This is a genomic window from Paucibacter hankyongi, assembly GCF_037482915.1.
Taxonomy (GTDB): domain Bacteria; phylum Pseudomonadota; class Gammaproteobacteria; order Burkholderiales; family Burkholderiaceae_C; genus Paucibacter_A; species Paucibacter_A hankyongi.
This window is the reverse complement of record NZ_JBBHJX010000028.1, coordinates 1-18,913: the sequence shown is the minus strand read 5'-3', so window position 1 is coordinate 18,913 and position 18,913 is coordinate 1. Positions and strand designations below refer to the sequence as shown.

Here is an 18,913-nt window from a genome sequence, read left to right as displayed (position 1 = left end):
CGTTTAAGCCAGCGGGCCCTGATGCCATTTCGCAGCTTGTGAAAGCTGTCAGTGGAGTCGCCGACGCCTCATGCACTGATGGGCTCGCGTCGCAGATTTGTCGATCGGCAGCTTCGGGGGGTGCAGCAGACATTCGCCCAACGAAAAGCTCAATGGCCGGTTTCGACCGTCGACGTTGTTCGCTCGCCAAAATCGATCGACTGCTGCCAGCCTAGTGCCGTCCGTTACCAGATGACTTGCCGCCATGTTGTGTTGGCACAGCCTATGGTGAGACGGAAGAAGACTAGAGTCCCCGGCCATCCGCAGCGTGTTCACACTACCGATACCATGCGTCGCAATTGATCTGAAGCTGTGGGCCACACAAGGGCCAATTGGCCCAAAGTGACCCAATGGTCATATCGAGCCGATTTAGCCCAAATGGGCCGCGAATCCCAATGGTCACTCAGAAATTTGGTTTGGGCCGCCTGGGCCACTAGCCCAAGGGTCAAATCGGGTCTTTTGGAAACCGGCATGGGCCACGGATGGGCCATTTTTGGGCCACAAATGGGCCACAAAGCAAAACGCCAACCTCTCGGTTGGCGCTCTACTTACGTAAGTATTTGATTTACTTACGTTTTTTTGGTTGCGGGGGCAGGATTTGAACCTACGACCTTTGGGTTATGAGCCCAACGAGCTACCAGACTGCTCCACCCCGCGACTGTTCTGGAAACAAAAAGCCGCCATGCGTTGGCGGCTTTTTGGCGACTACTGACACCCTAACTCGAGCCTCAGTGCGCAAAATTTTTTGGTTGCGGGGGCAGGATTTGAACCTACGACCTTTGGGTTATGAGCCCAACGAGCTACCAGACTGCTCCACCCCGCGACTGAAGCTAGCAGTATACAACAGTTTGGTGACGGTTGTCAGAAACCTGCTGCATCTAATGAAGAAAGGAAGCGTTCGGCGTTCTGAAAGCCAATCACGCGAGCCCCTTGCTGCTCCTGGCCGGAGGCATCGAAGAAGATGGTTCCTGGTGGGCCAAAGAGTTTGAAGCGCTTGAGCAGCTCTCGGTCCGCTGGCGTATTGGCCGTGACATCGGCCTTCAACAACAGAGCGCCGGACAGCCGCTTGCGGACGCCTGGATCGGAAAAGGTGAACCGCTCCATTTCCTTGCAAGAGACGCACCAATCGGCGTAGAAGTCCAACATCACCGGACGCCCCGCTGAGGCCAAGGCTGCGTCGAGCTCGGCAACACTGGCTACGCGCTTGAAGTCAAGGCCATTGGATGCTGACAGCGCCGCCCCCACCGGGCCCGCTTCGGCACGCAGCACGCCTGCAAGTGGCTTCAAAGTATCGGTGCCGCCACTGGCTGCGCCAACGATCTGTAAGAGGCCATAAACCAGACTCACCAATGCCGCAGTCTTGCGCAGCCAGGTGCGGGGGCGATGAATGGCGTGCGGCGCTTGGAACATGCCGAGCATGGCCGCAACGCCGATCAACAACGCGCCCCACAGGAGTTGAGCCAATGCAGAGGGAAGCACCGGCGACAAGGTCCACAAGGCGACGCCCAGCAAGAGCATGCCAAACAGATGTTTCACGCCATCCATCCAAGCCCCGGCGCGCGGCAGTAGGCTACCCGCCGACAGGCCCAGCAGCAACAGAGGGACACTCATCCCGCAGGCCAAGGCGAACAAGGCCGCGCCGCCCAACACCACATCGCGCGTTTGACTCAGGTACACCAGTGCACCGGCCAAGGGGGCCGCAACACAAGGACTAACGATCAGGGCAGAGACGCCTCCCATGACGAAGACCCCGAATAGATGCCCCGCTGGGAGGCGCTGCGAAGCTTGCGACAGACCGCCGCTGACGCCGTGAGGCAGACTGATTTCAAAAGCGCCAAACATTGACATGGCGAAGGTGACAAGTGCCAAGGCGAATAGCGCCAGCACCCAAGGCTTCTGCAGCGCAGCCGCGAGCCCCTCGCCGGCAAGCCCTGCGGCAATGCCCAAGGCGGTGTAGATCAAGGCCATTCCGAGGGAGTAGCTGAGGGCAAGGAGAAACCCACGGCTGCGGCTGGCTTTGCCCCCTGCCGACTCGCCCACAATGATCGACGACAAAATGGGCAACATCGGCAGCACGCAAGGCGTGAGAGAGAGCAAAAGGCCCGCAACGAAAAACACACCGACGACGGTCCAGAAACGACCCGACTGCAGGGCCGCATCCAAGCGATTCGACTCATTCACTGGCGCTTGCGCCCCAGCAACTGGCGCTGATGGCTCCGCACTTTGTACAAAGGCAGAGGCATCGCCGGCCTCAATGCGCTGAACAGTGGCCTCGCTGGCATTTGAGGCCATCTGGACCCGGAACAGCCCCGTCATCGGGGGGTAGCACAGGCCCTTGTCGGCGCAGCCCTGCCCGGTAATCGTCAACTCAAAGGGGCCTGCCACCTTAGTGAGTTGAACCGTGGCTCGCAAGACATCGCGGTAAATTTCGACCTCTTTCTGGAAGGTCTCATCAAACTTGGTTTTGCCTGCTGGAAGACTAAGGCCGCCGATTTCGGCATTCTTAGCTTCTACCTTGAACTGCTCACGGTACATGTAGTAGCCGGGGGCGATATCGAAGGACACCTCCAAGGTCTGCGCGTCAGCTGCCCTCACGCTGAGCTTGAACGCCTGCTCTGGATCCAAAAAGTCAGCCGCGCGTGCAAAGCCCAGCAAAAAGGACAAGCCGAATGCCAAGATGGCGAGGCGTTTAACGATTCGATTCATAAGCATGCATAGGCGCGTGCAGCAGCCGCGCTGAATGAAAAGGGCCTTAGACAACGCCTCGGATAGAAGCGCGCATGAGCAAGCAAGCATCTCGCCAAGCGGTTCACCCGGCGCAGTGCGAAGGAATATACAGACGAAAAAAAAGGCCGGCGTAATGCCGACCTTTTTTCAAGGACCGGCCTCAAGCTGAAATCAGCTGAAGCACGGGCCAAGTGACTTACTCAGCTGCTTCGCCGGCAGTCTCAACTTCAGCGCGATCCACCAACTCGACATAAGCCATCGGCGCATTGTCGCCAACGCGGAAGCCCATCTTCAAGATGCGGGTGTAGCCACCAGGACGAGTCTGGAAGCGTGGGCCCAGTTCGTTGAACAGCTTGGTGACGATGTCGCGATCGCGCAGGCGGTCAAATGCCAGACGACGATTGGCCACGGTCGGGACCTTGGCCAAAGTGATCAGAGGCTCAACCACGCGACGCAGTTCTTTGGCCTTTGGCACAGTGGTCTTGATGGCTTCGTGTTGCAGCAACGAAACGCACATATTGCGCAGCATTGCTTTGCGGTGTTCGCTGGTACGGTTCAGCTTACGGAGGCCGTTACGGTGACGCATGGTGCTTTCCTTTCAAACTATGTAATACCAGCAGCCGTATCAGGTACTGCCGGGTGCACCGGATGGGGTTGGTCAGCGCCCCATCCTTTCTTCAAAAACTAATTAACGCTTGTCCAAGCCTTGTGGCGGCCAGTTCTCCAAGCGGGCGCCCAGAGTCAGACCACGCGAAGCCAGAACTTCCTTGATTTCGTTCAGCGACTTGCGACCCAAATTCGGGGTCTTCAGCAGCTCGGTCTCGGTGCGCTGGATCAGGTCGCCGATGTAATAGATGTTCTCGGCCTTCAGGCAGTTGGCCGAACGAACGGTCAACTCGAGCTCATCCACCGGACGCAACAGGATCGGATCAAACGAAGAGCTGCGCGGCGAAGGCTGGGCGTCGAACATATCGCCGACATCGGTGCCCTGCAACTGCGCAAACACGGCCAATTGTTCAACCAAGATCTTGGCCGAAGCACGGATCGCTTCCTCTGGCGAAATCGCGCCATTGGTTTCGATCTCCATGACCAGCTTGTCCAGGTCGGTACGCTGCTCGACGCGAGCGTTCTCAACGGCATAGCTCACGCGGCGAACTGGGGCGAACGAAGCATCCAGAACGATGCGGCCGATAGCCTTGGTCGACTCGTCGCCGTAGCGGCGCATCGAACCGGGCACATAGCCACGGCCCTTTTCAACCTTGATCTGCATGTCCAACTTGCCGCCTTGCGACAGGTGGGCAATGACGTGATCAGGATTGATGATCTCAACGTCGTGAGGCGTTTGGATGTCAGCGGCGGTCACGGGACCTTCGCCTTCCTTACGCAGCACCAAGGTAACTTCTTCACGGTTGTGCAGACGGAACACAACGCCCTTGAGGTTCAACATGATGTGAACCACATCTTCTTGAACGCCATCAATGGCCGAGTACTCGTGCAGCACGCCAGCGATCGTGACTTCCGTCGGCGCATAACCCACCATCGAGGACAGCAGCACACGGCGCAGGGCATTGCCCAGGGTGTGGCCATAGCCGCGTTCAAACGGCTCCAGTGTGACCTTGGCGCGATGACCGCCGAGAGGCTCCACATTGATGGATTTGGGCTTGAGCAGATTTGTTTGCATGAGGTCTTTCTTTCAATACCCTCGGTTCGTTACACCGATAAGGCTGAGGGACCAACCGGGCTTCGCCACGATAGGACCCGCCCAGACGAGGGAACGCCGACTGCACTCAATGGAGTACAGCCGGCAACTGCAAAACGATTAACGCGAGTACAACTCAACGATCAGCGATTCGTTGATCTCGGCGCCAAACTCGTCGCGATCAGGAGCCTTCTTGAAGACGCCTTCCAACTTCGTTGCATCCACGGTCACCCAAGCTGGCAAGCCAATCGACTCAGCCAATTTCAGTGCATCGATGATGCGCAGCTGCTTCTTCGCCTTTTCACGCACGGCGACGATGTCACCAGCCTTGACCAGGTAAGACGCGATGTTGACAACTTCACCGTTCACGGTGATGCCCTTGTGCGAAACCAACTGACGGGCTTCAGCGCGTGTGGAGCCGAAGCCCATACGGTAAACCACATTGTCCAGACGCGACTCCAGCAGAGTCAGCAGATTGGTACCGGTCGAACCTTTGCGGCGCTCGGCTTCGGCGAAGTAACGGCGGAACTGACGCTCCAACACGCCGTACATGCGCTTGACCTTCTGCTTTTCACGCAGTTGCAGACCGAAGTCCGAAGTGCGCTGGCCGGAGGTGCGGCCATGCTGACCGGGCTTGGAATCAAACTTGGCCTTGTCGCTGACGGCGCGGCGGGCGCTCTTCAGGAACAGGTCGGTGCCTTCACGGCGCGACAGTTTGCACTTAGGGCCTAGATAACGTGCCACTTTGTATTTCCTTTTTCATTCTGACGCACGGCCCGTCGGCGCATACGCGAGTCTGGCGAGTGTTTTTATCGGCTCAGACGGTGGTTTTCAAGAAGTTACCGCATGAATTATCCAAGCGGGACCTCAACGAAACGGCCGGCGCGGCACTTTCGTGCCCGCCGGCGCGGGGGAACTTGCGATTATCGCATCATTCGCAAGAAAGGCAAACGCCTTAGATGCGACGACGCTTTTGAGGACGGCAGCCGTTGTGCGGCACTGGCGTCACATCAGAGATCGAGTTGATCCGGATGCCCAGAGCACCCAGGGCACGAACCGACGACTCACGACCGGGGCCTGGGCCTTTGATCTTGACGTCCAAGTTCTTGATCCCTTGGTCTTGAGCTGCACGGCCGGCCACTTCAGCCGCGACCTGCGCAGCAAAAGGAGTCGACTTACGCGAACCCTTGAAACCCTGGCCGCCGCTGGAAGCCCAAGACAGGGCGCCGCCTTGACGGTCAGTGATCGTGATGATCGTGTTGTTGAACGAGGCGTGAACGTGAGCGATGCCGTCGGCAACGTTCTTACGAACCTTCTTGCGAACGCGCTGTGCAGCCGAGTTATTGGGAGACTTTGCCATCTTGACCTTCTTTCAATACTAGCCGCAGATCACTTCTTGCCCGTAGCGGCCGACTTGCGCGGGCCCTTACGAGTGCGAGCGTTCGTGCGTGTGCGCTGACCGCGCATCGGCAGACCACGGCGGTGACGGAAACCACGGTAGCAACCGAGGTCCATCAAACGCTTGATGTTGATCGACATCTCGCGGCGCAGGTCGCCTTCGATGGTCATCTGGCCCACGGTTTCCCGGATCTTTTCCAGATCGGAATCGGTGAGGTCCTTGACCTTCTTGTCGAACGGAATACCGCAAGTTGTGCAGATCTTCTGAGCCGTCGTACGGCCAACGCCGTAGATGGAAGTCAGGCCGATCTCAGTGTGCTTGTGCGGCGGAATATTAATACCAGCAATACGTGCCATGTGCGTCCTCTAATTCGCTCGTGTCGTGCAGCAATCAGCCCTGGCGCTGTTTGTGGCGCGGATCTGTACAGATCACACGCACCACGCCCTTGCGACGGATGACTTTGCAATTGCGGCACATCTGCTTGACGGATGCCGAAACTTTCATGGATTGCTCCTTGACCTATTCAAATGCGCTCGAGGCGCGTAACCCGGGGAATAGAAAAGCTCACTTCGCCCGGAACACGATGCGAGCACGACTCAAGTCGTACGGGGTTAATTCAACGGTGACTTTATCGCCAGGCAAGATGCGGATGTAGTGCATACGCATTTTGCCGGAGATGTGGCCGAGAACGACATGCCCGTTCTCCAGCTTCACACGAAACGTGGCATTTGGGAGATTCTCAAGAATCTCGCCCTGCATCTGAATGACGTCGTCTTTCGCCATGCCTTCGTTTCTGTTCTGATGGATCTTGGTTAAAACAATGGTTCAGCTTTTCAGCTGGCCTTGAAATTCGCTTTTTTCAGCAACGAATCGTACTGCTGACTCATCACATACGACTGCACCTGAGCCCAGAAGTCCATCGTCACAACAACAATGATCAACAGCGAGGTTCCGCCAAAGTAGAACGGTACGTTGTACTTCAAGGTCAGAAACTCTGGCAACAAGCACACGCCAGTGATGTAAATCGCGCCGGCCAACGTGAGGCGAGACAGGATCTTGTCAATATGCTTCGCAGTCTGCTCACCTGGACGAATGCCAGGGATGAACGCGCCACTCTTCTTCAGGTTGTCTGCTGTTTCGCGGCTGTTGAAAACCAAGGCCGTGTAGAAGAAACAGAAGAAAACAATCGCAGCAGCATAGAGCAGTACATAGATCGGCTGACCCGGGCTGACCATACTGGCCAAGTCCTTCAACCAGCGCAAGCTATCGCCCGTTGCGAACCAACTCACGATTGTTGTCGGCAGCAAGATGATCGACGAAGCGAAAATCGGCGGGATTACGCCCGACATATTCAGCTTCAAAGGCAGATGCGAACTCTGCCCACCGTAGACCTTGTTGCCTACCTGGCGCTTGGCGTAATTCACCAAGATCTTGCGCTGACCGCGCTCGACAAACACCACCAAGTAAGTCACCGCCACCACGATCGCGACGATAAACAGCGAGGACACGGGCCCCATCGAACCAGTACGCACCAGCTCAAGCAGACCGCCGATAGCACCAGGCAAACCTGCTGCGATACCGCCGAAAATCAAGATCGAAATGCCGTTACCGAGTCCACGTTCGGTGATCTGCTCACCCAACCACATCAAGAACATCGTGCCAGCAACCAGACTCGACACCGCTGTCAAGCGGAAGCCAAAACCCGGGTTGATCACCAGACCCGCAGAACTCTCCAGAGCCAACGCAATGCTGAGCGACTGGAAAATAGCCAGACCCAATGTGCCGTAACGTGTGTACTGCGTAATCTTGCGACGCCCCGACTCGCCTTCCTTCTTCAGCGACTCCAATGTCGGCACCACATACGTCATCAATTGAATGACGATCGATGCCGAAATGTAGGGCGTGATGCCCAGCGCGAAGACGGTAAAGCGCGACAGCGCACCGCCCGAAAACATATTGAACAGGCTCAGGATGCCACCTTCCTGACCCTTGAAGAACTGCTTCAGCTGTGCAGGATCGATGCCCGGAACAGGGATATGCGCCCCGATCCGATAAACGACCAATGCCAGCAGCAGAAACACAAGGCGGCGACGCAAGTCGCCAAACTTGCCGCTCTTGGCCAGTTGGTTTGCGTTGGTAGCCACTGCGCCTCGTTCCTGTCTAATTAAGCGACCGAGCCGCCAGCGGCTTCGATGGCTGCCTTAGCACCAGCAGTCGCGCCCACGCCCTTCAGCGTGACCTTGCGGCTGATTTCGCCAGACAGAATCACCTTGGCGTTCTTGCTCAGCTCAGGGATCAAACCCACAGCCTTCAGCGTCAGCAGGTCGATCTCGTCGGCCACCAAAGCTTGCAGATCGCTGAGGTTGATTTCAGCGTTGAACTTCAAGGAAGCCGACTTGAAACCGCGCTTAGGCAAGCGGCGCTGCAGAGGCATTTGACCGCCTTCGAAGCCCACCTTGTGGTAGCCGCCAGCACGCGACTTCTGACCCTTGTGACCACGGCCGGCTGTTTTGCCCAGACCGGAGCCGATGCCACGGCCCACGCGACGCTTGGAGTGCTTGGCGCCAGCTGCGGGTTGAATGGTATTGAGTTGCATCTTCTTGTCCTCAGTTCGTGTCGGCGCTTACAGCACCTGCACGAGGTAGGCGATCTTGTTGATCATGCCGCGAACTGCAGGCGTGTCTTCCAACACGCTGGTGCTGTTCATCTTGCGCAGGCCCAGACCCACCACGGTGGCGCGGTGCGATGCACGCGTACCGATCGGGCTGCGAACCAGCTTGACCGTCAGAGTTTTCTTGTCAGACATGTGTCTCTCCAGTACAGCCGAATCAGCCGAGGATGTCTTCGACCGATTTGCCGCGCTTGGCAGCAATTTCAGCAGCCGTCGTGGAGCGCTTGAGCGCGTCCAGAGTGGCACGAACCAGGTTGTAAGGGTTGGTCGAACCGTGGCTCTTGGTCACGATGTCGGTCACGCCCATCACTTCGAACACAGCGCGCATTGGGCCGCCGGCGATCACGCCAGTACCAGCAGCAGCCGGCACCATCATGACGCGGGAAGCACCATGCTCACCCACCACGTTGTGGTGGATCGAACCATTGCGCAGGTTCACATTGATCATGTTGCGACGAGCCGATTCCATGGCCTTTTGCACCGCGACAGGAACTTCCTTCGCCTTGCCTTTGCCCATGCCGATACGGCCGTTGCCATCACCAACCACGGTCAAAGCTGCGAAGCTGAGTGTGCGACCACCCTTCACAACCTTGGTCACGCGGTTGATCGCGATCATCTTTTCTTTCAGGCCGTCGTCGTTACCTTCGGTCTGGACGCGGGGTTGAAACTTTGCCATTTCGAAATCCTTTTAGCGTCAGAACTGCAGACCGGCTTCGCGGGCTGCTTCGGCAAGGGCCTTCACACGACCGTGGTAGGCAAAGCCTGCGCGGTCGAATGCAACCTTCTCAATGCCAGCAGCCTTCGCCTTTTCGGCGATACGCTTGCCAATCAAGGTAGCGGCGGCGACGTTGCCACCCTTGCCCGAACCACCCAGCTGCTCGCGGACTGCCTTCTCGGCGGTCGATGCGCTGGCCAGCACACGGGTGCCATCGTCGGAAATGACGCTGGCGTAGATGTGCAGATTGGAACGGAACACCGTCAAACGCACGACGCGCTGAACGGCGATACGAGCACGAGTCTGACGCGAGCGACGGATGCGCTGTTCTTTTTTGGTCATCATGGCGCTGCTCCTTACTTCTTCTTGGTCTCTTTGAGAGAGACCTTCTCGTCGGAATAGCGGATCCCCTTGCCCTTATAAGGCTCGGGCGGACGGAATGCGCGCACTTCAGCGGCAACCTGACCCACCACTTGGCGGTCCGCACCCTTGATCAGGATTTCGGTTTGTGTCGGGCACTCGACCTTGACACCAGCCGGCATATCCTTCACCACGGGGTGAGAGAAACCAATTTGCAGATTGAGCTTCTGGCCCTGAGCCTGAGCGCGGAAACCCACGCCAACCAGGTTCAGCTTGCGCTCAAAGCCTTTGCTCACGCCGTTGACCATATTGGCCACCAGTGCGCGCACCGTGCCACTCATGGCGCCGGCAGCTGCGGAATCATCGTTAGGAACGAAGCTCAGCTTGCCGCCTTCGTTCTTGACCGACACCAGGCTATGGATCGGACGCACCAGCGTACCGAGCGAGCCCTTGACGCTGATTTGCTCAGCAGTAACGGTAACGTCCACACCTTGCGGGATGGCGACCGGCATTTTTCCAACGCGGGACATTGTGTGTCTCTCCTTGCGCTTAGGCGACGTAGCAGAGCACTTCGCCGCCGATTCCGGCTTGACGTGCTTTGCGGTCGGTCATCACGCCTTGAGGCGTAGTGACAATCGCCACACCCAGGCCATTCATGACCTGAGGGATGTCGTGGCGGCCCTTGTAAATGCGCAGGCCAGGACGGCTCACGCGTTCGATGCGTTCAATCACTGGGCGACCAGCGTAATACTTCAACGCGATCTCCAGCTCTGGGCGAGCGGCTTCACCGCGCACCGCGAAGCCGTCGATATAGCCTTCGTCCTTCAGGACTTTAGCAATCGCCACCTTCAACTTAGAGGACGGCATCACGACAGTGACCTTCTCAACGCTCTGGGCGTTGCGAATACGGGTCAACATGTCGGCGATAGGATCACTCATGCTCATTTGCGAAATCTCCTAATCGTGCCGATTACCAGCTAGCCTTGACGACACCAGGGATGTCGCCTTTGAAGGCCAGCTCACGAATCTTGTTACGGCCCAAGCCGAACTTGCGGAAAGTACCGCGGGGGCGGCCAGTCAACGCGCAGCGGTTACGCTGACGTGTTGGGTAGGCATTGCGAGGCAGCTTTTGCAGCTCCAGGCGAGCGATGTACCGCTCTTCGTCAGACTTCTTCGCGTCATTGATGATCGCCTTCAGGTCCGCATATTTCTTAGCGAACTTGGCAACCAGCGCATCACGCTTGAGCTCACGTTGGATGAGAGAAGTTTTAGCCACAAATCACCTCAGTTCTTGAACGGGAACTTGAATGCAGCCAACAGGGCCTTGCACTCGTCGTCCGTCTTGGCGGAAGTGGTGATGCTGATGTTCAGCCCACGCAGCGCATCCACCTTGTCGTAGTCGATTTCGGGGAAAATGATCTGCTCTTTCACGCCGATGTTGTAGTTGCCACGACCATCGAACGAGCGACCCGAGATACCCCGGAAGTCACGAACGCGAGGCAGGGCAATGGTCACGAAGCGGTCCAGGAATTCATACATCTGAACGCCACGCAGGGTGACCATGCAACCGATAGGCACCGAGTCACGAATCTTGAAGCCGGCGATCGCCTTCTTCGACTTCGTCACCACAGGCTTCTGGCCAGCGATCTTGGTCAGGTCGCCCACGGCGTGATCCATAACCTTCTTGTCCGCCACGGCTTCACTGACACCCATGTTCAGGGTGATCTTGGTGATGCGCGGCACTTCCATGACCGACTTGTAGCCAAACTTAGCCGAGAGGTCGGGCACAACTTTTTCGCGATAAAACTCTTGCAAACGAGCCATGTCGAACCCCTTAAGCCTTGATCTCTTCGCCGGTCGACTTAAAAACGCGCACCTTCTTGCCATCGGCAGCGAGCTTGATGCCCACGCGATCGGCTTTGCCGGATGCAGCGTTAAAAATCGCCACGTTGGATTGATGAATAGGCATCGTCTTTTCAACCACGCCGCCAGTCGTACCCTTCATGGGGTTCGGCTTGACGTGCTTCTTGACGATATTCACGCCTTCCACCACGAGGTGGTCGGCATCAACGCGGGACGCAACTGCGCCACGCTTGCCCTTGTCGCGACCGGTCAAAACAATGACCTGATCGCCTGTGCGAATCTTGTTCATGGCAATACCTTTTACTGTGGCCGCGCTCAGAGCACCTCAGGCGCCAGCGACACGATCTTCATGAAACGCTCGGTACGCAGTTCACGCGTCACCGGGCCGAAGATGCGCGTGCCGATCGGCTCGAGCTTGGCATTCAGCAGCACAGCGGCATTGCCGTCGAACTTGACCAACGAGCCGTCTTGACGACGAACACCCTTGGCGGTACGAACGACCACAGCGCTGTAAACCTCACCCTTTTTCACGCGGGCACGAGGAGCAGCTTCTTTGATGCTGACCTTGATGATGTCACCAATGCCGGCATAACGGCGCTTGGAACCACCCAGCACCTTGATGCACATGACGGATTTGGCGCCAGTGTTGTCCGCGACGTCGAGTCGCGATTGCATTTGAATCATGTCTATCCCCAACTTTTCCCAAATCATTCACCGCCCGCAGGCCAGCAAAATCATCGGTCAGTCTTGGGCCCGTTGACCAAACGCACCTCCCACACACCCGTGTGAGTCATGCGCCCAGCAGTTGAGGGCGGATCCGAGGCCTTAACGCATCACAAGATGCGCCTTGCGTTCGGCGAAGCTTTAGATTGTGCACCAAAAGCCATCGGCTCGTCAAGCGACTTACCGAAAAAACTTTATGAGTCACCACGCACCGCGCTGGCGACTCCCCTTCATTCAGGCACGAAGTAGTTATTTGGCCTGAGCCTGCGCCAGCATGGTTGCTGCGTCGCTGACCTCAAACTTGCCAGGGCCTTCGATGTTCAATGTCTTGACCACACCATCCACCACCAGCATGGAATAGCGCTGCGAGCGCAGGCCCATGCCGTGAGCAGCCAGATCCAAAGTCAAGCCCACGGCCTTGGTGAAATCGGCATTGCCATCCGCCATCATGCGAACCGCAGAACCCGTCGCTTGGTCGCGCGCCCAGGCGCCCATCACAAATGCATCGTTGACGGAGATGCACCAAATTTCATCGACACCAGCGGCCTTCAAGGCTGCTGCTTGTTCAACGTAGCCCGGGACATGCTTTGCGGAGCAAGTGGGAGTGAAGGCACCAGGCAGAGCAAACACAGCGATTGTCTTACCAGCGGTCGCCAAAGTTACGTCCACGGCATTCGGGCCCAAGGTGCAGCCATTGCCCTCGACTTCCATAAATTCCTTCAAGGTGCCTGCGGGCAAACGATCACCGATCTTCAACATGGACTAACTCCTGATGCGTATTGAGAAAAAATAATGGCGAAAAAAAACGGCCGGCCGCCAGTATTCCAGCGTTCCGACCGTTCCAGGTGACAGGAGGTTCAAGCCCCCACGCCACCTAGGTTTTCAAGGCAAATCAAACGATTTGAGCCTTCTCGACCAAGCGGGTCACAACCCAGCTCTTGGTCTTCGACAGAGGACGACCCTCAGCGATTTCGACGACATCGCCCATCTTGTACTCGCCATTTTCATCATGGGCGTGGTACTTGCGGGACATGGCCACGATCTTGCCATAGAGCTCGTGCTTGGCACGACGCTCGACCAGCACGGTCACGGTCTTGGAGCGCTTGTCGCTGACCACACGACCCACCAGGGTACGTGTGTTCTTCTCTTGAGCTTGCGTCATTTCGCGGCTCCCTTCTTCTTCTCGTTCAAGACGGTCTTGACACGAGCGATGTCGCGGCGCGTGTTGCCCAACACAGTGTGGTTGGTCAACTGTTGAGTCGCCTTTTGCATGCGCAGGCCGAAATGGGCCTTCAGCAGGTCAGTCACTTCCTTTTCCAAGGCAGCGACATCCTTGCCACGCAGTTCAGATGCTTTCATGGTGTTCTCCGCTTCAGGTGCCGACCTGGCGCGTCACGAAGGTGCAGCTCAAAGGCAGCTTTGCAGCAGCCAGAGTGAACGCTTCGCGAGCCAGAGCTTCCGGCACACCGTTGATCTCGTAGAGCACCTTGCCAGGCTGAATCTCAGCGACGTAGTACTCTGGGTTGCCCTTACCGTTACCCATACGGACTTCGGCAGGCTTCTGGGAGATCGGCTTGTCAGGGAAGATGCGGATGAAGATGCGACCACCGCGCTTGATATGGCGCGAGATTGCACGACGTGCAGCTTCGATTTGACGAGCCGTCAGGCGGCCGCGTTCGGTAGCCTTCAGGCCGAAGTCACCGAAAGAAACGGCAGCACCGCGGGTAGCAACACCAGTGTTACGACCCTTTTGCTCCTTGCGGTATTTGCGACGAGCTGGTTGCAGCATGTTTATTCTCCTTTGGCCTCGCCGCCAGCGGGTGCGGCCTTGCGGACGACACGCTTGGCAGCGGGCTGGGCTGCGTCACCGGCGGAGGCAGGCTTATCGCCACCTTCACCACGCGGACCACGGTCACCACCCGGGCGACCACGGCCAGCCGGGGCGCCAGGACGGGCGTTGCGGCGTGGACGACGATCGTCTTCACCAGCTTCGCTCTTGATCACGGGCGCTTCGCCGTTAGCCAGGCGGTCGCCACGGTAGACCCACACCTTCACGCCGATGATGCCGTACGTCGTGCTGGCTTCGGAGAAGCCGTAGTCGATGTCAGCCTTCAGGGTGTGAAGAGGCACGCGGCCTTCACGGTACCACTCGCAACGAGCGATTTCGATGCCGTTCAAACGGCCGGACGACATGATCTTGATACCCTGAGCGCCCAAACGCATGGCGTTCTGCATCGCACGCTTCATGGCGCGACGGAACATGATGCGCTTTTCCAGCTGCTGGGTGATCGAGTCAGCGATCAGCTGAGCATCGATTTCAGGCTTGCGCACTTCTTCGATGTTCACTGCCACTGGCACGCCCAGACGCTTGGTCAGTTCGGCCTTCAGGTTTTCAATGTCCTCGCCCTTCTTGCCGATCACCACGCCCGGACGTGCCGAGTAAATGGTGATGCGTGCGTTCTTGGCCGGACGCTCAATCAGAATGCGCGAAACGGCAGCATTCTTGAGCTTGGTCTTCAGGTAGTCGCGAACCTGCAGATCTTCAGCCAGCATGGTGGCGAAGTTCTTGTTCGACGCGTACCAGCGCGACGCCCAGTTACGGGTGACAGGCAGGCGAAAACCGGTCGGATGTATTTTCTGTCCCATAGTCTTCCTTCAGCCTTCAGTTGCCGACCGACACGAAGATGTGGCAGGTGGGCTTGCTGATGCGGTTGCCACGGCCTTTGGCGCGGGCAGAGAAACGCTTCAACGTGGCACCTTGTTCCACATAGATCGTGGTGACTTTCAGTTCATCAATGTCAGCGCCGTCGTTGTGCTCAGCGTTGGCGATGGCGCTTTCCAGCGCCTTCTTGATGATGACAGCCGCCTTCTTCTGGGTGAATTCCAGGATGTTCAGCGCGTGGTCCACCTTCTTGCCGCGGATCAGGTCAGCCACCAGGCGGCCCTTGTCACACGAAAGACGAACACCGCGAACGATTGCTTTGGTTTCCATCGTTGGCATCCTTATTTCTTCCCGGCCTTCTTGTCGGCCGGGTGGCCTTTGAAGGTGCGGGTCAGCGCGAATTCGCCCAGCTTATGGCCAACCATCTGGTCAGACACATAGACCGGCACGTGTTGCTTGCCGTTGTGGACGGCGATCGTCAGACCGATGAATTCGGGCAGGATCGTCGAACGACGCGACCAAGTCTTGATAGGCTTTTTGTCCTTGTTGGCCACTGCCTTCTCGACCTTAGCCAAGAGGTGATGGTCAATGAACGGGCCCTTCTTCAGTGAACGAGTCATGGCCTACCCTTTACTTCTTGCGACGCGAAACGATGAACGTCTGCGTACGCTTGTTGTTACGAGTGCGGAAGCCCTTCGTGAGGGTGTTCCACGGCGACACAGGCGCCTGGCCTTCACCGGTACGACCTTCACCACCACCGTGCGGGTGATCCACCGGGTTCATGGCGGTACCACGAACGGTCGGACGGATGCCCTTCCAACGGATCGCACCGGCCTTGCCGTACTGGCGCAGCTGATGCTCTTCGTTCGACACTTCACCAATGGTGGCGCGGCAGTCGATGTGGATACGACGAACTTCACCGGAGCGCAAACGCAGCTGAGCGTAGATGCCTTCGCGAGCCATCAGCACCACAGACACGCCAGCCGAGCGAGCGATCTGAGCACCCTTGCCTGGCAGCATTTCGACGCAGTGAATGGTCGAGCCGACGGGGATGTTGCGGATAGGCAGCGTGTTGCCAGCCTTGATCGGGGCTTCTGCGCCGCTCAAGATGGTCGAACCGACTTCCAAACCACGAGGAGCGATGATGTAGCGACGCTCGCCGTCGGCATAGCACACCAGAGCGATGTGGGCCGTACGGTTCGGGTCGTACTCAATGCGCTCAACCTTGGCGGGGATGCCGTCCTTGTTGCGCTTGAAGTCAACCACGCGGTAGTGGTGCTTGTGACCACCGCCCTTGTGGCGAACTGTGATGTGACCGTTGTTGTTACGGCCAGAGTTTTGCTTTTGCGGCTCAAGCAGCGACGCCTCAGGCGCGCCCTTGTGCAGGTGCGAGTGCACCACCTTCACAACGGCACGGCGGCCTGGTGAAGTTGGCTTAACTTTTACGACGGCCATTACGCAGCCTCCCCGGAGAAGTTGAGCTCTTGGCCCGCCTTCAGCGACACGTACGCCTTCTTGACGTGGTCGCGGCGACCGATGGAACGGCCGAAGCGTTTGACCTTGCCCTTGACCTGAACAACGTTCACAGCCTCAACCTCGACCTTGAACATCAGTTCAACAGCGGCCTTGATTTCGGGCTTGGTGGCGTCGCGCAGCACCTTGAACAACACTTGGTTGTGCTTCTCAGCAACTGCCGTGGCCTTTTCGGACACGATAGGAGCCAGCAGCACCGAGGCCAAACGGCCTTCAGAATATTTCACGGCGCTCATGCCAGCATCTCCTTGAGTTGCTCCATTGCGGCCTTGGTCACCAGAACCTTCTTGTAGAAGACCAGCGACAGCGGATCCGCATAACGCGGCTCGCAGACCAGGACATTGGCGAGGTTGCGCGAAGCCAACAGCAGGTTGTCGTCCAGCTGATCAGCGATCAGCATGACCGATTCGAGGCCCATGGCCTTGAACTTAGCAGCCAGCAGCTTGGTCTTCGGGGCTTCCAGAGTGATCGAATCGACCACAGCCAGACGGCCTTCACGGGCCAGCTGCGACAAGATAGCGGCCATACCAGCGCGATACATCTTCTTGTTCAGCTTGTGCGTGAAGTTCTCATCGGGCATGTTCGGGAAAATCCGACCACCGCCACGCCACAGAGGCGAGGAAGTCATACCCGCACGAGCGCGGCCAGTTCCCTTTTGACGGAAAGGCTTCTTCGTGGAGTGCTTAACTTGTTCGCGGTCCTTCTGAGCGCGGGTACCTTGGCGGGCATTGGCCTGGAAGGCCACGACCACCTGGTGAACCAGGGCTTCGTTGTAATCGCGAGCAAACAGCGTGTCAGGAGCGTCCACCTTGGCAGTGGCCTGACCTTGCTCATTCAGGAGCTCGAGCTGCATCAGTTGGCTCCCTTCTTGACCTTGACCTTGACAGCCGGGCGCACGACAACGTGGCCGTTCTTGGCGCCAGGCACAGCACCGCGGACCAGCAGCAATTGACGAGCTTCGTCAACGCGCACGATGTCCAGGTTTTGTGTAGTCACGGTGACGTCACCCAGGTGACCCGACATCTTCTTGCCAGGGAACACACGACCCGGATCCTGCGCCATCGAGATGGAGCCAGGAACATTGTGCGAACGGCTGTTACCGTGCGACGCACGCTGCGAGGCGAAGTTGTGACGCTTGATGGTGCCTTCGAAGCCCTTACCGATTGAAGTGCCTTGCACATCCACCAGTTGGCCCGCTGCGAACAGCGAGACAGGCACTTGCGCGCCGAGCTTGTATTCAGCAGCGACTTCAGCGGCAACGCGGAATTCGCTCATCACACGACCGGCTTCAACACCTGCCTTGGCAAGGTGGCCGGCTTCCGGCTTGGTCACGCGCGATGCTTTGCGCGAACCGAACACCACCTGAATGGCGGTGTAGCCGTCGTTTTCTACGGTCTTGATCTGGGACACGCGGTTGTCGGACACATCGAGCACTGTCACAGGCACGGCATCGCCGTCGTCTGTGAAGATGCGCATCATGCCCACCTTGCGGCCCAGCAATCCGAGACGATTGCTTAGACTCATGGTTTTTCTCCAGCCCCACAGGTTTTGACCCTGGAAGCCATTTGCAAACACCCGACATCGATTGGCCGGGCTGACCAGTGCACCAAGACTTTGCCTCCTTGCGGGAGGCATTGGCTTGATGCGCCAAATCCCGCGCAGCAATGAAGTAGCGCGGAAAAGCTGGCGAGTATAGCGTGAACCCTAGCGAACACGCAAGCCTTAGTGCCAGCACCCAACGAAAAAGGGCAAGTCTTTCGACTTGCCCTTCTTGCAACTCTGCTGGCCGACCTCGGAGGCCCGGCGCCGTCAGAAATTACTGCAACTTGATTTCAACGTCGACGCCGGCAGGCAGGTCGAGCTTCATCAAAGCGTCAACTGTCTTGTCTGTCGGATCAACGATGTCCATCAGACGCTGATGGGTGCGGATTTCAAACTGGTCGCGCGACGACTTGTTGACGTGCGGCGAACGCAGAATGTCGAAACGCTGCATGCGAGTCGGCAGCGGCACGGGGCCACGGACGATCGCACCAGTGCGCTTGGCGGTTTCAACGATTTCAGCGGCCGACTGATCGATCAGCTTGTAATCAAACGCCTTCAGGCGAATGCGGATCTTTTGCTTTTGCATGACGATTCCTTCAAAGAGCGAGCAGCCGAAGCTGCGGAGTTGGTGAAGCCCGACTTATCACCCGAGATGACAAGCCGGACCGGTCACGCAAAAGTCTTAGGCAATGATGGTTGCAACCACACCCGAACCGACGGTACGGCCACCTTCGCGGATAGCGAAGCGCAAACCGGTTTCCATGGCGATCGGAGCGATCAGCTTCACGGTGATGCCGACGTTGTCGCCAGGCATGACCATTTCCTTGTCGGCCGGCAGCTCAACAGCGCCAGTCACGTCAGTTGTACGGAAGTAGAACTGAGGACGGTAGTTGTTGAAGAACGGGGTGTGACGGCCGCCTTCTTCCTTGGACAGCACATACACCTCAGCGGTGAAGTGGGTGTGCGGCTTGATCGAACCA

Annotated in this window: 32 protein-coding genes and 2 tRNA genes; all 34 read right to left on the bottom strand. The window is 57.8% G+C overall.

The window, feature by feature from the left end; translation table 11 throughout:
* Positions 1 to 619: 619 nt before the first annotated feature.
* Positions 620 to 696 (bottom strand) — tRNA-Met (locus WG899_RS22035).
* An 89-nt stretch (positions 697 to 785) separates the two neighbouring features.
* Positions 786 to 862, bottom strand: a tRNA-Met gene (locus WG899_RS22030).
* Positions 863 to 900: 38 nt separating this feature from the next.
* Positions 901 to 2,745, bottom strand: coding sequence for a protein-disulfide reductase DsbD (dsbD, locus tag WG899_RS22025; RefSeq protein ID WP_339597793.1), 1,845 nt, complete (start codon positions 2,743 to 2,745; stop codon positions 901 to 903).
* Positions 2,746 to 2,962: 217 nt separating this feature from the next.
* Positions 2,963 to 3,352 (bottom strand): 50S ribosomal protein L17, encoded by a 390-nt coding sequence (gene rplQ, locus WG899_RS22020; RefSeq protein ID WP_339597792.1) that lies wholly within the window; start codon positions 3,350 to 3,352, stop codon positions 2,963 to 2,965.
* Positions 3,353 to 3,454: 102 nt separating this feature from the next.
* On the bottom strand, positions 3,455 to 4,447 hold the full coding sequence (locus tag WG899_RS22015) for a DNA-directed RNA polymerase subunit alpha (RefSeq protein ID WP_339597791.1): 993 nt from the start codon (positions 4,445 to 4,447) through the stop codon (positions 3,455 to 3,457).
* A gap of 138 nt (positions 4,448 to 4,585) precedes the next feature.
* The gene (gene rpsD / locus WG899_RS22010) at positions 4,586 to 5,209 is read right to left on the bottom strand and encodes a 30S ribosomal protein S4 (protein ID WP_339597790.1); all 624 of its coding nucleotides are present in this window, start codon (positions 5,207 to 5,209) and stop codon (positions 4,586 to 4,588) included.
* A gap of 211 nt (positions 5,210 to 5,420) precedes the next feature.
* On the bottom strand, positions 5,421 to 5,825 hold the full coding sequence (gene rpsK / locus WG899_RS22005) for a 30S ribosomal protein S11 (protein ID WP_263539089.1): 405 nt from the start codon (positions 5,823 to 5,825) through the stop codon (positions 5,421 to 5,423).
* A 29-nt stretch (positions 5,826 to 5,854) separates the two neighbouring features.
* Entirely contained in the window at positions 5,855 to 6,220 is a 366-nt protein-coding gene (gene rpsM / locus WG899_RS22000) for a 30S ribosomal protein S13 (protein ID WP_263539088.1), read from the bottom strand.
* Between the two features lie 34 nt (positions 6,221 to 6,254).
* Positions 6,255 to 6,368, bottom strand: a complete 114-nt coding sequence (gene rpmJ / locus WG899_RS21995; RefSeq protein ID WP_263539087.1) for a 50S ribosomal protein L36 — start codon at positions 6,366 to 6,368, stop codon at positions 6,255 to 6,257.
* A 60-nt stretch (positions 6,369 to 6,428) separates the two neighbouring features.
* Complete coding sequence (gene infA, locus WG899_RS21990; protein ID WP_009855680.1) at positions 6,429 to 6,647, bottom strand: translation initiation factor IF-1; 219 nt, start codon at positions 6,645 to 6,647, stop codon at positions 6,429 to 6,431.
* Positions 6,648 to 6,697: 50 nt separating this feature from the next.
* Positions 6,698 to 8,008 carry a preprotein translocase subunit SecY gene (secY, locus tag WG899_RS21985; RefSeq protein ID WP_339597789.1) on the bottom strand — a complete coding sequence of 437 codons (1,311 nt, stop codon included), beginning with the start codon at positions 8,006 to 8,008 and terminating at the stop codon, positions 6,698 to 6,700.
* A gap of 20 nt (positions 8,009 to 8,028) precedes the next feature.
* Complete coding sequence (rplO, locus tag WG899_RS21980) at positions 8,029 to 8,460, bottom strand: 50S ribosomal protein L15 (protein ID WP_263539085.1); 432 nt, start codon at positions 8,458 to 8,460, stop codon at positions 8,029 to 8,031.
* Between the two features lie 27 nt (positions 8,461 to 8,487).
* The gene (rpmD, locus tag WG899_RS21975; protein ID WP_263539084.1) at positions 8,488 to 8,670 is read right to left on the bottom strand and encodes a 50S ribosomal protein L30; all 183 of its coding nucleotides are present in this window, start codon (positions 8,668 to 8,670) and stop codon (positions 8,488 to 8,490) included.
* Positions 8,671 to 8,692: 22 nt separating this feature from the next.
* Positions 8,693 to 9,211 (bottom strand): 30S ribosomal protein S5, encoded by a 519-nt coding sequence (gene rpsE, locus WG899_RS21970; RefSeq protein ID WP_263539083.1) that lies wholly within the window; start codon positions 9,209 to 9,211, stop codon positions 8,693 to 8,695.
* A gap of 18 nt (positions 9,212 to 9,229) precedes the next feature.
* Positions 9,230 to 9,595 carry a 50S ribosomal protein L18 gene (gene rplR, locus WG899_RS21965; RefSeq protein ID WP_263539082.1) on the bottom strand — a complete coding sequence of 122 codons (366 nt, stop codon included), beginning with the start codon at positions 9,593 to 9,595 and terminating at the stop codon, positions 9,230 to 9,232.
* Positions 9,596 to 9,606: 11 nt separating this feature from the next.
* Positions 9,607 to 10,140: a 50S ribosomal protein L6 gene (gene rplF, locus WG899_RS21960; RefSeq protein ID WP_263539081.1), complete on the bottom strand. Its 534-nt coding sequence runs from the start codon at positions 10,138 to 10,140 to the stop codon at positions 9,607 to 9,609.
* A gap of 19 nt (positions 10,141 to 10,159) precedes the next feature.
* Positions 10,160 to 10,555: a 30S ribosomal protein S8 gene (gene rpsH / locus WG899_RS21955; RefSeq protein ID WP_263539080.1), complete on the bottom strand. Its 396-nt coding sequence runs from the start codon at positions 10,553 to 10,555 to the stop codon at positions 10,160 to 10,162.
* 25 nt (positions 10,556 to 10,580) lie between these two features.
* The gene (gene rpsN / locus WG899_RS21950; RefSeq protein WP_263539079.1) at positions 10,581 to 10,886 is read right to left on the bottom strand and encodes a 30S ribosomal protein S14; all 306 of its coding nucleotides are present in this window, start codon (positions 10,884 to 10,886) and stop codon (positions 10,581 to 10,583) included.
* Between the two features lie 8 nt (positions 10,887 to 10,894).
* On the bottom strand, positions 10,895 to 11,434 hold the full coding sequence (gene rplE, locus WG899_RS21945) for a 50S ribosomal protein L5 (RefSeq protein WP_263539078.1): 540 nt from the start codon (positions 11,432 to 11,434) through the stop codon (positions 10,895 to 10,897).
* 10 nt (positions 11,435 to 11,444) lie between these two features.
* Positions 11,445 to 11,762, bottom strand: coding sequence for a 50S ribosomal protein L24 (rplX, locus tag WG899_RS21940; protein WP_263539077.1), 318 nt, complete (start codon positions 11,760 to 11,762; stop codon positions 11,445 to 11,447).
* Positions 11,763 to 11,788: 26 nt separating this feature from the next.
* Positions 11,789 to 12,157: a 50S ribosomal protein L14 gene (gene rplN / locus WG899_RS21935; RefSeq protein ID WP_058721914.1), complete on the bottom strand. Its 369-nt coding sequence runs from the start codon at positions 12,155 to 12,157 to the stop codon at positions 11,789 to 11,791.
* Between the two features lie 288 nt (positions 12,158 to 12,445).
* On the bottom strand, positions 12,446 to 12,955 hold the full coding sequence (locus tag WG899_RS21930; protein WP_339597788.1) for a peroxiredoxin: 510 nt from the start codon (positions 12,953 to 12,955) through the stop codon (positions 12,446 to 12,448).
* 133 nt (positions 12,956 to 13,088) lie between these two features.
* Positions 13,089 to 13,358 (bottom strand): 30S ribosomal protein S17, encoded by a 270-nt coding sequence (gene rpsQ, locus WG899_RS21925; protein WP_263539075.1) that lies wholly within the window; start codon positions 13,356 to 13,358, stop codon positions 13,089 to 13,091.
* Positions 13,355 to 13,555 (bottom strand): 50S ribosomal protein L29, encoded by a 201-nt coding sequence (gene rpmC, locus WG899_RS21920; protein WP_339597787.1) that lies wholly within the window; start codon positions 13,553 to 13,555, stop codon positions 13,355 to 13,357. The genes rpsQ and rpmC overlap by 4 nt, the downstream gene beginning before the upstream one ends.
* Before the next feature lie 13 nt (positions 13,556 to 13,568).
* Positions 13,569 to 13,985 (bottom strand): 50S ribosomal protein L16, encoded by a 417-nt coding sequence (rplP, locus tag WG899_RS21915; protein WP_058721910.1) that lies wholly within the window; start codon positions 13,983 to 13,985, stop codon positions 13,569 to 13,571.
* Positions 13,986 to 13,987: 2 nt separating this feature from the next.
* Positions 13,988 to 14,842: a 30S ribosomal protein S3 gene (rpsC, locus tag WG899_RS21910; RefSeq protein ID WP_263539074.1), complete on the bottom strand. Its 855-nt coding sequence runs from the start codon at positions 14,840 to 14,842 to the stop codon at positions 13,988 to 13,990.
* A gap of 16 nt (positions 14,843 to 14,858) precedes the next feature.
* Positions 14,859 to 15,188: a 50S ribosomal protein L22 gene (gene rplV / locus WG899_RS21905; RefSeq protein WP_058721908.1), complete on the bottom strand. Its 330-nt coding sequence runs from the start codon at positions 15,186 to 15,188 to the stop codon at positions 14,859 to 14,861.
* Between the two features lie 11 nt (positions 15,189 to 15,199).
* Entirely contained in the window at positions 15,200 to 15,478 is a 279-nt protein-coding gene (gene rpsS, locus WG899_RS21900; protein WP_058721907.1) for a 30S ribosomal protein S19, read from the bottom strand.
* Positions 15,479 to 15,488: 10 nt separating this feature from the next.
* Positions 15,489 to 16,313 carry a 50S ribosomal protein L2 gene (rplB, locus tag WG899_RS21895; RefSeq protein WP_263539073.1) on the bottom strand — a complete coding sequence of 275 codons (825 nt, stop codon included), beginning with the start codon at positions 16,311 to 16,313 and terminating at the stop codon, positions 15,489 to 15,491.
* Positions 16,313 to 16,627, bottom strand: coding sequence for a 50S ribosomal protein L23 (gene rplW / locus WG899_RS21890; protein ID WP_263539072.1), 315 nt, complete (start codon positions 16,625 to 16,627; stop codon positions 16,313 to 16,315). The genes rplB and rplW overlap by 1 nt, the downstream gene beginning before the upstream one ends.
* Entirely contained in the window at positions 16,624 to 17,244 is a 621-nt protein-coding gene (gene rplD, locus WG899_RS21885) for a 50S ribosomal protein L4 (protein ID WP_263539071.1), read from the bottom strand. Before rplD ends, rplW begins: the two co-directional genes overlap by 4 nt.
* Positions 17,244 to 17,915, bottom strand: a complete 672-nt coding sequence (rplC, locus tag WG899_RS21880) for a 50S ribosomal protein L3 (protein ID WP_263539150.1) — start codon at positions 17,913 to 17,915, stop codon at positions 17,244 to 17,246. Before rplC ends, rplD begins: the two co-directional genes overlap by 1 nt.
* A 292-nt stretch (positions 17,916 to 18,207) precedes the next feature.
* Positions 18,208 to 18,519: a 30S ribosomal protein S10 gene (gene rpsJ / locus WG899_RS21875; protein WP_263539070.1), complete on the bottom strand. Its 312-nt coding sequence runs from the start codon at positions 18,517 to 18,519 to the stop codon at positions 18,208 to 18,210.
* Positions 18,520 to 18,615: 96 nt separating this feature from the next.
* Positions 18,616 to 18,913, bottom strand: a 298-nt coding sequence (locus WG899_RS21870) for an EF-Tu C-terminal domain-related protein (RefSeq protein ID WP_506546870.1), incomplete at its 5' end; no start/stop codon positions are given.